This is a genomic window from Geobacillus sp. CAMR5420 (assembly GCF_000691465.1).
GTDB classification, from domain to species: domain Bacteria; phylum Bacillota; class Bacilli; order Bacillales; family Anoxybacillaceae; genus Geobacillus; species Geobacillus thermoleovorans.
In genome coordinates, this window is sequence record NZ_JHUS01000062.1 from 1 (window position 1) to 13,617 (window position 13,617).

The 13,617-nt window shown below is 34.2% G+C and carries 9 protein-coding genes; 1 reads left to right on the forward strand and 8 read right to left on the reverse strand.

Annotated features, from left to right (window positions below):
* On the forward strand, positions 1-426 hold a 426-nt coding region (locus DI44_RS19015; protein ID WP_033026118.1), incomplete at its 5' end, for a hypothetical protein.
* A 582-nt stretch (positions 427-1,008) separates the two neighbouring features.
* Here the strand turns inward: DI44_RS19015 and DI44_RS02540 are convergent.
* From DI44_RS02540 to DI44_RS17615, 8 genes are all read right to left on the reverse strand, one after another.
* Positions 1,009-1,305 carry a hypothetical protein gene (locus tag DI44_RS02540; protein WP_033026119.1) on the reverse strand — a complete coding sequence of 99 codons (297 nt, stop codon included), beginning with the start codon at positions 1,303-1,305 and terminating at the stop codon, positions 1,009-1,011.
* Between the two features lie 145 nt (positions 1,306-1,450).
* Positions 1,451-1,936 (reverse strand): hypothetical protein, encoded by a 486-nt coding sequence (locus DI44_RS02535; RefSeq protein WP_033026120.1) that lies wholly within the window; start codon positions 1,934-1,936, stop codon positions 1,451-1,453.
* A gap of 11 nt (positions 1,937-1,947) precedes the next feature.
* Positions 1,948-2,277 carry a hypothetical protein gene (locus DI44_RS02530; RefSeq protein WP_128723160.1) on the reverse strand — a complete coding sequence of 110 codons (330 nt, stop codon included), beginning with the start codon at positions 2,275-2,277 and terminating at the stop codon, positions 1,948-1,950.
* Between the two features lie 293 nt (positions 2,278-2,570).
* Complete coding sequence (locus DI44_RS02525) at positions 2,571-3,176, reverse strand: recombinase family protein (RefSeq protein WP_033026122.1); 606 nt, start codon at positions 3,174-3,176, stop codon at positions 2,571-2,573.
* Positions 3,177-3,527: 351 nt separating this feature from the next.
* Positions 3,528-4,334 (reverse strand): hypothetical protein, encoded by an 807-nt coding sequence (locus tag DI44_RS02520; RefSeq protein WP_033026124.1) that lies wholly within the window; start codon positions 4,332-4,334, stop codon positions 3,528-3,530.
* 133 nt (positions 4,335-4,467) lie between these two features.
* A complete protein-coding gene (locus DI44_RS02515; RefSeq protein WP_033026126.1) occupies positions 4,468-5,463 on the reverse strand; it encodes a hypothetical protein in 996 nt (331 codons plus the stop codon).
* Between the two features lie 251 nt (positions 5,464-5,714).
* The gene (locus tag DI44_RS17610) at positions 5,715-10,355 is read right to left on the reverse strand and encodes a leucine-rich repeat protein (protein ID WP_157832559.1); all 4,641 of its coding nucleotides are present in this window, start codon (positions 10,353-10,355) and stop codon (positions 5,715-5,717) included.
* Positions 10,356-11,237: 882 nt separating this feature from the next.
* Positions 11,238-13,394, reverse strand: coding sequence for a CAP domain-containing protein (locus DI44_RS17615; protein ID WP_050483855.1), 2,157 nt, complete (start codon positions 13,392-13,394; stop codon positions 11,238-11,240).
* Between the last annotated feature and the right edge of the window lie 223 nt (positions 13,395-13,617).

Genomic DNA, 13,617 nt, shown 5'->3' on the forward strand with positions numbered 1-13,617 from the left:
GAAAAATGCTCATCTACAGTCATAGATATTAAATTAATCGTCAATCGGACTTCTTTAGAAGTCGATCACCATAACGGTATAGTGCGTATCCTTACCGAAGATCTTAGAACTGCTAAAATTAATTCAAACGTTTTATCTATCGATTTATTCCGTGATATTGTTCTTTGCACAGTTGAACAATTTACAAGTGGTAGACGAAATCCTAAGCCTATCGATATTGCAACATTAATGGAGGATGAAATTAGAAGCAGAAGTAGATATGATAGCAAGGATTCTCAACGAGTGTTGGTTTATCGGGTCTTTCTTGTGTTGCAAAATGAAAATGCTGATATATTAACTCAAACTGTTGATGGCGAATTTAATCTTAACAAATCAGTAGATGAAGTCAAAGAATGGTTGGATCGAGTATTAAGTGAAAATCGTTGAATGTATAAGAACCATTAGATGTTGCATCTAATGGTTCTTTTTCATGCGCACTTGTGAGGGTGCGCGGTTTGCTCGTTTTTATAATGAGGGATAAGGTGAAATGAAGTGTGGTGGAGTGGTGGGAGAAATCATTTCTAATGTAGTGAAATGCTCATAAAAATGCCTCATTGCTCGAGTTGAGGTGATCTAACCGAAATTTGTATATCATGTCTGTCTTTGCTCTGTTTTTTCTTCTATGCCTTTGCTTCTTCCTCTCCTGTCTATTATGAATAAACTCAATTTTTAGATGCTGAAATTGTTTTTTTATTGCACATTTTTTAAAAATTTCTTTTGTTATATAAAGCTGTTTTCGTATATTGTATGAAAGTATCCTACAAAGAAAAAAAATTTATCTAAAACGGAGAAAAAATTTTCCTCCACAAAATATTTACCCCACATCTAGGTCGCTAGACGAACTCTGACTGCTTACCCAAAGCTAAAAATATACCTAATCTGATATATAACGAACATTATTTAAAAAGGTAACCTGCCTTTTCTTTTTCAGGTTACCTTTTAACTCTTACCCATCACCGCATTATAGAGTTATCTTTCAATTTGGTTACTTAATTGAACTTTTCTTACTTCTAGTTCCCTCTTGCGTTCCTGTAAAACCTGTTCTACCGTTAAGTCTCTAATCTGGAGAGAGAAACCTTTTTGCCTTTTAGGTCTTCGAGTTGCTTGAATGTCGTAAAGCTTGTACTCTCGACCTTGCTCTGGATAGACAACAAAGGCAACGTGCTCCTCTGTTGGTACAAGACCCATTCGCTTTAATTTGTTTTGGGTAAATAAGTGGTCAGGTACTTCCTCTGGCAGGTAACGCTTTAAATTGTCTTTGGTCATATTAATCTCCTTTAACTTATCGAAAAATTATAACTGTTATTTACAGCAGACCTATGAATAACTACATATAAAAAGTTAACTCTTAAAAAAATTAAAAGGTAACCTGCTTGCCTTTCAGGTTACCTTTATAACCCCTCCTTTTCTCTCACCGTACTACTGCCCTTAAATAACTACCCAACTCAACAGGAGGTACATCACACTTCATATAATCATGATACAAGCCTATGTCATTTAAACGAGCACTCATATAATGCTTTATCATTATGGCATCCCGTTTTACACTACTCGGTCCTTTATAAACCGGCTGATTAAAAACATCTGTTTTTGTGTAAAACTCTAATGCATAATGAGCATCCTTTAACACCTGATAAATATTCATATTATAGCCACGTATCCTTATTGAATCCAACACTTTGTGTAAATCCGATTTCCGCTTTACACAATTATTTAAACAAATTATCAAATGACCATCTGTCTCTATGAAAACACGTTCCTTTTGTGACCTATTTGACAAGTCTACTCTCGGTAAAAATTCTCCATACGTACCTATTAACGTTTTGACATGCAACTTGCTGTATTTATCAAATACAACTGCCACTAGTAAATGATCAGGTCTCTTAATATAAACCATCTCTAATCACCTCATTCAGTTTTATAAAGCCGCTCCTCAAACTCAAATATTGGACATTGGTGACAGAAGTATGTCTGTAATAACGACTCAGGAGGGATTAAAAAACGACAACATACAGAACCACATAACACCAACAAATCACATAATTCTTGATAGTATTCGCTCTTCTTGAAATTTACAATGTCCTGTTCAGTTCTTAATGCTTTTATTTGATTCTTTAGCCCCGTAAGACTATAAGGATCATAAATACCCCGATTTACCCCTATTTTTAATAGATACTCTAGTCTGCCTAAAACTTTCAGATATTGTTCTCTTAAATACGCAACCTGCTCTTTACTCAACATCACCACTCCTCGAAATTACCTTTATCACGCTAAGGCTTACCACCTTTCTGGATGAAACCTAAAACTTTATTTCCCTGCTCTAAAAACCCTTTCTTTTAAAACTAACTATTTCTACTGATTATTACTTTTTTCTAATCTCATCTCTTAAAATCAACAGCTTGTCTACCCGATTAACTGTTTTATTTTTACAACTTAACAAAAAAGACAGCATAAGACACTCGATCCACGAATGCTATACTGTCGTTTTTATTATTTTTTGCATAAAAAAAAATAAGACCCCAAACAGAGCCTTATAATGATGCCTCGTATTCCTTTACCTTTTTATAAAAAGTCGGCTTCTTCATGTTTACTAAATTCATGAACTCCACCGCTTTGATTTCGCCTTTTTTCCATTTTTTATATAACTCATCCCATTCTTTAGGAAGTTCTAACTTTGGTCTTCCCATATGTTTACCCCTAGCTTTAGCCGCTGCTATACCTTCGGCTTGACGCTGTAAAAGAGTTTCACGTTCTTGTTGAGCTAAAGTCGTATATACCTCGATTAATATAGAATTGACCATATCTAAAACCCATTCTTGACCTTCTGGATAATCCTGCATTGTTGTAGGCATATCTAAAATTTTTACCCGAATCCCGTTACGTTTAAAATACTCTAGATACTCTTTGATTTGCGCTTTATTGCGACCTAGCCGATCAATCGATTTAATATACAACGTATCGCCAGACCGCATTGCTTTTAACATATTTTGAAACCCTTCACGTTCCATGTCTTTCCCACTAGCCTTATCGCTATAGATATACTTTTCATCGGTAACATACTTTTTTAACGCATCATATTGTCGATCTAAATTTTGCTCTTTAGAAGAAACCCGAATATAACCGAACGAGATATTCATTAGACGATACCACCTTTATTTGGAAAGTTATTTTTGATTGTCTAATGATACCGTGATTGTTTATAAAGGTCAATTAGTTTTCATACGTTTATAAAGTTTAATTTTCTTAATAAATAGACGCGAAATAGATGCGAAATAGTACAGTAAGAAAAGGGGTACCTTTATAGACTATTATGACACCAAGGTCGGTTACTTTTGACGAGTTTCTTCTATAATAATATAGATAAATTTTAGGAAAAATAAAAAGGGCTTAAAAAGCCCTCGAATACCACAAACTAAATTAGATTTTAAAACCTACATTATTACGCCCAAATCTACTTTTTTTAATTCATTTTCGTTTGCTACCGTTACTCATTGAGATGTAGGAGATGATTTTGTATTAGATGTTCTTCTCTTCTTTTTATTGCTCTTTAATAAAGGTCCAAACTTTTCAGCGAATTCTGGTCTGATTCTCCAACTACCGTCAGGTAATTTTTCATCAATATCGATTATGTTCGCTTTTATAGGAGAACGGTAAGGTTCACCAGCATATTTTATACGACTATTCCTTTCAAAATTTAATGTAGGTGTCGGTAACTTCGCATCGCCACGCATAAAGGCGGATAATTTGAACGTTAATCTAAGACCCCGTTCATTGCCATTTGCTTCACAAAAACCTGCATACTCATCTCTTAAGAGTAAAAACATACATTCATACAATGTAAGGTGAAATTTTTCACCTGCTTTTACTTCACGATATGTTATATCCTTTTCAGGATCGATACCAGTGTCTTTGTTCTTTAATACGTCTATAACAGGTACCATGATATCTTCATCAGAATATAAAGTAACTCCAACTGGTGTTGACCATGATGTATAAACCCCATCCTTAGCTGATATCGTTCTTGTAGTTTTCTTTGATGCTAACCCCAATAATTGAACAAAATGCAACGTGCCAGACTTACTACCAAGACGACTGAACTCCTCGTCACTCATCTCATCAATTATCTGACGACCAATATTTAGGACTTCTTCATTCCATTTAGTTATTTTAAAGTAGTGGTCTTTTTCCTCCGGATTACCTTCATCTTTAAATCTAGTTTTATAAGTTTTTGATTTAGCTTGACCTTTACTTTTTGGATATTTATTATCGCTATCTTTGTTTTTCAACGAATCCATAATCTTACACCTCATTTTATTTTTATAGTATCAAATCATTACCTAAAGAAACAATATTTTCGTACTATTTGATAAATTTTTTCATAATATGTACACAAAATAAAAAGGCTTAAAAAGCCTTCAATTACCCCTATTATTTACTTTTTACAAAGATTGACTTCAATGCCTCCCATATACTGCTACCTATTTTTCTAACGACCTCTACAATTATATTCAAACTCTCTAATACCATCTCTTTTGCTGATAAATCTGGATTTACCGAGTATGTGTAAAACACCGCAACAAGAGTGGTTAATACTAAAGAAACTATGATAAATTTTAAAATCCCTCCAAAGAAACCAAATATGTTGAATAAAAACGCATATACCGCCTTAAAGATTGCCCTTATTGGCAATACGATAAATGTCTGCGCTAACCAATTTACCGCTTTCCCTGCCCGATCTGCTATCGTTACTTTATCTACCTCTACTATCTTCTCTTTTACTGGTAACGTCTGCTCTTTATACGCTTCCTCTAAACTATCTATATCACTCAATAACAAATTCTGATCACTTACTTGCTCTGCCTCCACTTTAGGTAATTCTAAACTATCCGTTTCTATAATATTTGACTTTATGATGTTCTTATCCGATATCCTTATCTCTTTTAACTTTTTAGCATAATCCTCTAAAGTTAAATTAAAATCAATGTCATCTGCAACCTCTAATGGTTCATTATCTACCGATTCCTCCTCTGCTTCTACAAAAGATAAACCCGGTGTAAATGAGGAATCATTTTCTTCTTTGATTTCTTCTTTGTTGTCTCCACCAACCCCCTCTGATAATATCGGCTCTACACTTTCAGACTCCGAAAAATCTTTCTCTGCTGCACTATTATCTGTGTTAACTTCGACTTTCTCTGATTCGACATTATTCGCGCTTCCCTCTTTACCCCCCTCGGCACTAAATATCTTGTTAGGATCAATATTTATACCAAGTCCCAAGTTTAACAAACCTTCGTTCCCTACATTGAAAAAATCAAAGTTTAAATCATCATCTTCACTCGAATCAACTGTACCTGCAAGTTGCTCCTTCTGCTGAACTCGCTCGTCCTCTGTACGATTATCCAATGTTAGTGTTTCTCCTACCATTGCTTTATCCTCCTTTCCTGTAACTTATATAAAATCTCTTATTTACACTCCAAAAATTCATCTAATTATAGTGCATTTTGAAAATTTTTCTTACCCGATTGTTCAACTCATATAACCGCTTAAAATTTAAACCCTTTTATTTCAGAAACCATTATTTTATAAGCCCTTAACAAACTAACTCCTGTTTTTTGCAAATGACTCCCACACAAAAAGAAAATACCTCAATAAGTGAGGTATTTTCCTTATTACCATTATTCCTCTGTTGGTTTAAATACAAGATAGTTCTTACCTTCTTCTAATTCTACTCTAACCTTCATATCGTTATACTTGACCATTAACTCCAACTTTCTAAATCTCTCTGGATTTCTAAATACTACATTTAATGTTTCAGCTTTCATTCCAGATAGGTCTATTACTGTTTCTGGTCTAGCTTTTACTCTTAACTTCGCTACAACCATACCATCTTCATTATATACCTTGACATTTTTACGTCTTAAATAACCTAATAATATAATGAAAGGAACCGCTGAAACTATCGGGATGATCGGTAAATCTTTTGATGGCTTACCTTTAGGTTTATCTTGTGGTTTTACTTTCGGTTCATCTTGTGGCTTATCTTTTGGTTCGTCCTTTGGCTCTTCTTTAGGTTTAATCGGTTCGATTACAAAGTCAATTCGTTGTGTATTCACTGTTTCGTTTAACTCAATTGACTTCCGCACCTCATTAGATACTTGAACTACTTCTTTTATTCCTGAATTAACATCATTTACATCTTTATAAGCTATAACCTCTATTTTTGCTATTTCTTCTAATGTGTACGGATTTTTTAGGATTACTGTGTGTTTACCTAATTCCGCATTTTCAAATCTATACTCACCTTTTTCATTTGTATAGGTGACCCTTGGTTTAGAGTGTAATTCAACCATTACCCCTTCAATCGGATTACCTTCACTATCGATAACTACGCCAAATACTGTTCCATATGCTTTTTTCGCTTCATACCTGAATTTTACTATTATTTCCTTACCACTATCCGTCACTCTTACTAACGTTAATGAAGGTCCTGTTACCTCATAACCTTTAATTTTAGGTGCTCTCACCTCGTTATAACCATAACTTAAATTCGTTAATTCTTTTTGCATTAATACCTTGCCTGTTTTATTATCTACTGCGATTACTGTTACCTTATCACGCTTTTGTATCTTTAGCACTGGCTTCGGTTCTGGCTTCGGTTCTGGATTCGGTTCTGGCTTCGGTTCCGGTTGTGATGCCTCTTTCTCATATAAGAAAATAATTTCCTTAAAGAAATCCGTCATTGTAATAATAACTGTTTTAACTGCTTCACCAACTATTTTATAATCTCCAACCTTTTCTTCTGCCGTATACGTGTACTCACCTACAGGTACATCCTTAATTTCTTCATCTTCTTTAATCTTTTCCATCGTCAACATGTCTAAAAACTTTACAATGATATGACCTATTAATGGTTTTACTAAAGGTACACTTTCAAAATGAGCCTCTACCGTTTTATTGCTGTCCATATATAATGGTAAGTAATCACCATTTACTTCAACTCCATCCACTACCCACTTTACAAACCGATAACCTAATTTTGGTGCAGGTGTTAAAGATAAACTCGTACCCCCATCATATGTTCCTTCATCACCTGAGCCATACGTCTGCCTTGACATTGTAAACTCGTTTAATACATTTACTTCGCCTTCACCCACTATATTTACTGATAACTTGTATTGCTCTAGTGGTACAAAATGAGCTACTGCCGTTTTATTACTATCCATTGTTATAGTAATGCTAGGTGAGAAAAACTCTGTTCCGTTTACTACCCATTTATCAAATCGATAACCAAAATTCGGTGATGCGTACAAATTTACTTTGCTTCCATTATCGTAATTATATGTTCCCACATAAGGTGATACATACCCCTGACCTTCCATATTAACTGTTAAAGTCCATTTAGCAACAGGTTTATAGTAAAATACCACTGCTGTATCTGGACTGCCATGACCTAACACTGGAACTGAATATGTTCCTAGATAAATATCACCTTCATACACATCTACATCGGTATAAACATAGAAAGGATTATTACTTTCTCTGACTACAACTAAATCTCCACTTGCTGAATCATAAGATAATACAGCACCATCCGTTTTATATGGACTATTAGGAAGATTTGAATAACTGTCATGCGTTACAAAAGAAAATTTTCGGCTACTATTCTGTATACTTGTAAAACCATCCCTACTTTTTATACCTAGAACTGGTTTGATCACTGAAGTAAATGCTTTACCTATACCACTAAATTCCTTTTCCAAATCATCATCTAAAATGTAACCCGCAAGATTCTTCGCTTTATATTTCCTAGTCTCGAAATTCCCTACATCATTAACGATATCGTAACTGATTAACTCATTGGTACCCCGAACTCTGTACTCTACTTTAACTGATGATGATTGAGTAAAATTAAATGAATACTGTGGTCTGTAATCATTCTCACCATAAAGTCTTTGTACGTACTCAGAAGGTATTACTGACGTGATATTTTGAATAAAATTATGGTCTACCTTAATCGCATACACTTTGTCTGGGTCGAAAACTGAAGTATTTAAGCTAGTTAGATAATTGTTCGATACATCTAAAAACCCTATAAATTCTGCGTTTAAACCATCAACATTTTGCAACTTATTATTAGAAAGGTCTATTTTTGATTCCACTCTCTTTAAATTACTTAAAGGAGAAATATCCGTTAATAAGTTGTTTTGAAGATTTAATGCCGCATCTGAATACAAGCTTGCCGCTCCATGAGCTGTTTCCCTAGTCACATATTTTAAATTCCTTAAACCCTTTATATCCTTTAGCTTGTTATCGTTTAAAAATAATGTTCGAACAGAAGTTATTTTATATAAAGGATCTACATCTTCGAGTAAATTACCCGAAAAATCAAAGTTAACTGGAATATCACTGTACTTAGTTGCTACATCACCAAATATCTCCATACCTTTTAAGCTTCTGATACCTCGATTACTAGCATTGAAATTTAAAGCACCATTCAGTTTAATTCTTGCGTCAAGCTCTGCCATACTAAATGTGGAATCTGATTTACCTTGCCAACTTGGTAAAGCACTCATCCACTCCGCAAAGTACTTTGCTAAATTCTCATCAGGAAATACTTCATTTATTTTAAGTCGTTGGTCTGGCTCAGGAACAGGTGTTATATCTATAAACGTGTATCCACGGTAATTAGCTACCTCCTCCACCATTGTTCCTGCATACCCATATACTTTTAAATCACGAGGGTTCGTTTGATTTCCCTCTACTGCCCAATAATCAAAATAGACACCAATTAAACCATTCGATGTTTTTTCCCATGAACCATTCACTGTTATTGATGTTAATTTGTTAGAACCAAATGCATAAGAACCAATTGAATTTACCCCTTTTGGAAGATTTACTGATGTTAAGTTATTACCGTAAAACGCAAAGTCCTTAATTTGCTTTAAAGATTGACCAAATGTCACTGAAGTCAACTCGTTCCCTACAAAAGCAGACTCTCCAATTACAACAATCCCATCAGGAATAACGAATTCTGTAAAATCGTTATTCATAAATGCACCAGTTGGAATTTCTGTGATTGCATTCGATAATGTTACTTTTGTTAATTTGTTATCCGCAAAAACATACTGACCAATTGATTTAACTGAATCAGGTATTACTACTTCTGTTAAATTGTTATACCTAAACGCTCTCTCTCCAATTGTTTCAACTTTTCCCCCTATCATTACTGATGCTAATAGGTTAGCCGAAAAAGCACCATCACCAATAGAAGTAACATTGTCCGGCACTCTAACACTAACAAGGTTATTTGCGAAGAAAGAACCAGCCTCAATAGTAACTACACTCTCAGGTATGTCTATACTCGTTAAATTGTTATGAGAAAATAAACCTTCACTAATAGTTGTAAGACCAACTGGTAGTTTCGCAACTTCAATGTGATTGTCAGCAAACGCATATTTTCCAATATCCGTTACACTGTCAGGTATATCAATACTCGTAAGATTGTTAACAGAAAAAGCATGATCACCTATCAATTTTACTGAACTAGGTAAATTTATAGAATCTATATTGTTCTGAGAAAATGCCCTTAAACCTATATAATCTACACTACTCCCAATAGTTACAGAAGTTAAATCATTATCAAAAAACGCCCAATCACCTATCCGAGTTACACTCCCCGGTATGACTACCGAGGTCAACTCATTACCCATAAACGCCTGATCACCTATCAGTTTTACACTCTCTGGTATAACTACCGATCTTATCCCACGGTTTAGAAAAGCATTTTCAGCAATCTCTACTACCGAATAACCATCTATCGTACTTGGAATAACTACATCTTTATCCGTTCCTATATACCTGAAAATAGTTACCTCGTTATTTTCCACAAAATACTCGTAATCATTATTGCTATTGTATGACATTTCTGATGCATTCTCATTTGGTGCAGATTGCTCTGCATTGGTATCTGATTCTGTTATCGCTTCTCCTGTGGCTCCGTCTGTTACTTCTCCTGCTATTGCTTCTTCTGTGGTTCCTCCTGTTGATTCTCCTGTTGTTGGTCCTGCTGTTTCTCCTGTTCCTTCTGCGCTTCCTTCATTCGGTGTCTCCGTATTTGTTGCCTCCGACGCTTCTCCTGTTCCTGTAGTAGTTTCCTCATTCTGATTTTCTGGATTTTCCTCTCCTTCATTAATTTCTTGATTCGCTTGGCTTTCTTCATTATTTACTATCCCCTCGCTTTCTGTTATTTCAATATTTGATTCATCTACACCCTCTGCAAATACCCCTATTGGCAATGAGTTAACTAATAAACCCATTACCAACATGCACGATATGAACTGTCTGCTGCTCTTCCTCAACTTTATCATCTCTTTCAACTCCCTTCTTTTTAAAAAGGTGAAATTTTTATTTCCTGGTACTTATAAACTTTCTCTCTCTGCTTGTCTTGAATTTCTACAATCTCTGGACATCTTTTAAATTTTTTCTTACTCCAAGAACTGTCCGTTTTTCTTAAATTACTTTTGAAAATAAAAATAACAAAAAGCAGTACCCTTTATGGCACTGCCGTGACATGATTATCACACTTACCTAGAAACCTTATTATCTTCCTACACATGTAAAATTTCTACCTTGAAAATTCTTACACCACAAAATAATCATGAACGAACTTTTAACTCCTAGAAAAAATAACCGATCAGAAACCCGATGATGAAAGATACTGCGAAAATGACTAAACTTACTTGAATGATCAACCTGTAATCCAAATCTCGAAACATAGTTTAGAACCCACCTTTCGATAATCCTACAGGTTAATCTAATTCTTTTTATTGCCGTTTTTAATCGTTCTCTATTTTTATTATTTTTCCCAGTAAAAAACCGCCTTTCTCTTAAAAGAAAGACGGTCCGTTTTTAATTATTATTCCGATTTTACAAACATCCCTAATTCCAATCCTCCAAAGAAAAATAAACAGGCTATTAAAACTATTAACGTTAATATAACTGCGAAAGTAATCCTGTTATACAACCTTACTTTTGGAGTCCTAAAATCATTCGCGCGCATGTTATTACGCCTCCTTTTATTTTATATTTGATGTCTACTATGATTTAGCTCACGAATACACTCTTAAAATCGTCTGTTATGTATCGACATAAAAAAGATGATGCTATTTAAAAGCACCATCTCAAAACTTAACATATATTTATTTTTTAGCCTTTGTAAATGTACCATCTTTATTATAAATATCCCCATTTGTAGGTTGAACTAATACATACCCATCTTTAGATAAAGGTTTTGACATATCTGCTATGTCTAAAGACTGTGCTTCATACCAATTATTACCGATTTGAACAAAAGCATCCGCATGACTGTTACCTGCAAGAATCATTGTATTATAACCCATAGCGTCAAATACAGCAGAATATACTTGTGCATCTGAATCGCAATCTGATATTTTATTTACCAAAGCATCATACGCTGATGCAGGCTTTCCATTTCTTGGGTCTGTAGCACCTTGAAGTAAATCAGAAGCTATCATACCAAGTTTATATACTTTCTTTATCTCTTCTTTACTTACACCTTTACTTACAAGGTCACCTAAAGAATTCTCCGCTTGAAGAAGTCCTCTGTACTCTAAAGAACCAACTTTATAGTTTTCTTTTCTATCACCATTTAAATACATATCATAATACTTCGCAAATCTACCATCTACCCAAGGCTCTTTATCTACTCTCTTTAACTCATTTCTTACAATCTCCATTACTTTGTTATATTCAGCTTGATTCTTTACCCCATATGTGTGTCTTCCATAATCTACTGTAATACCGTTTACGACCTGCTTTTTATTGTTTTGAAGGTACGTATCATAATTTTTCAAGAACACTGCAATATGTGCTCTTAATAGATTTTCTTTTACTCCAAAAGATTCATACGTTTTAGGGTATTTACCATTTTTATCTGGATAACCATTTGTTATCTTTGCATCATACATGAATTTTACTGCATCTTTTTCCGTTACCACTTTCTTATAATGTGCTGACGCTAAAATTCGAGCCATTGTCCCACGTGAAATCGGTTTGTACGCATCTGCACGATTTTTAAAATTCGCTTTTGTAGGCAACTTATATTTTTCCGCCATTTGATACACAACCGATAAATCAAATTTCGGGTCTTTTGGTTTTGTATTTTTCAACTCATTAGGATATAAATAACGGAATAAAATCGTTAAAAACTGACCTTCTGTCAATGTGTCCATCGGTTTTAACAAGTTTTCTACTTTCCCCGTTTTCGGGTTTTTCACATTCATATACCCCGTGATATACCCCTTATCTATTGCCCATAACATTGCTTCTGACCAATATTGACCGTCTTTGTAATCAGCATACACCACTTTCGGTTTCGGTGGAGTTTGTTTTGGTGGAGTTGTTGGTGTTGAAATACCACTTTTTACTGTTGTAAATGACCATGTTTTGTTTTGAATAGGAGCATTTTCTTCTAAATCATCTTTATAATTAACAGAAACAGTATATTTCTCACCGTAAGCTAACTCATTTTTTGGATATATAAACCAAGTAAACCCTCTATCCTCTAAAAAGAATGGTAATGACTTACCTTTACTATCTGTAATTTTAACATCTATACTTTCTGTATATACATAAGGTGCTATAAAACTTATTATATAACCTGATTTACTTACTTTGAATTGTTCCAAAGGGTTTGGATTTTCTGCACCATAAAACCCAATCGGTACATCTTTTTGACCATCATAAGGATAAATTGAAATCTCATTATTTTGACTGTCTGCTGAATATGCATATACTACTACAACTGTACCGTTATTTATTGCTACCCCGACATTTTCTAATTCAGGGTGAACTAAAGGTTCTCTATGATATGCTGTGTTTAAAAACGATTTTATACCGTCTGTAATTTTGGTTTTTCCATAACTAACTCCCTCTCCTATACCACCTTCAAGTAAACTAGAACCACCTACTGCTTTTACCCTATCTGAAGGAGTTTTTCCTGTAAAACCTTTGTTACCGCTTATTTCACTATGACCTGTTGTTTTATTCAAAAATAGATAATTCGCATGATTCTCTGCCGCCTTAATTAAAAATGGGTTTAATTTCACTGGTTTTAATCCGATATTTTTTCTTACCTCGTTAATGTAATCCAACGCCTCTTGTTGTTCTTTCGTAAACTCATACCCCGCTGCTTCTACTTTGGTAGGCTCGGATGAAAATGTCGGTAATACCCCTCCTAATGTCAGTGAAAATGCTAAACCTAACGATACAACTTTTTTCATCTTTTTACCTCCCATTCGATTTGTCATCAAATATTCGGCTAAAAACTCAATCACTATATAACTGCTCCTTCAACCATTGAAAAATTAAGTGGTTTATTTGATGTCTACATTTTATTTGATGTCTACATCAAAATTATACTATTTTTTTCTAGGGTTAGACCATAACAATTTAGTATATTTTACCTATAATTTTAAATAAATCTAAAATCATAAAATAACTAGTATCGTTAAATTAACTCAAGTTTTTGTACATTAAGAACCCCCTCTATACGAGGGG

Bases quoted from the DNA above. Each gene is read 5' to 3' on its own strand.
- DI44_RS02540 (WP_033026119.1), bottom strand. From the start codon at position 1,305: ATGACCAAAGACAATTTAAAGCGTTACCTGCCAGAGGAAGTACCTGAC.
- DI44_RS02535 (WP_033026120.1), bottom strand. From the start codon at position 1,936: ATGGTTTATATTAAGAGACCTGATCATTTACTAGTGGCAGTTGTATTT.
- DI44_RS02525 (WP_033026122.1), bottom strand. From the start codon at position 3,176: ATGAATATCTCGTTCGGTTATATTCGGGTTTCTTCTAAAGAGCAAAAT.
- DI44_RS02520 (WP_033026124.1), bottom strand. From the start codon at position 4,334: ATGGATTCGTTGAAAAACAAAGATAGCGATAATAAATATCCAAAAAGT.
- DI44_RS02515 (WP_033026126.1), bottom strand. From the start codon at position 5,463: ATGGTAGGAGAAACACTAACATTGGATAATCGTACAGAGGACGAGCGA.
- DI44_RS17610 (WP_157832559.1), bottom strand. From the start codon at position 10,355: ATGGGTTTATTAGTTAACTCATTGCCAATAGGGGTATTTGCAGAGGGT.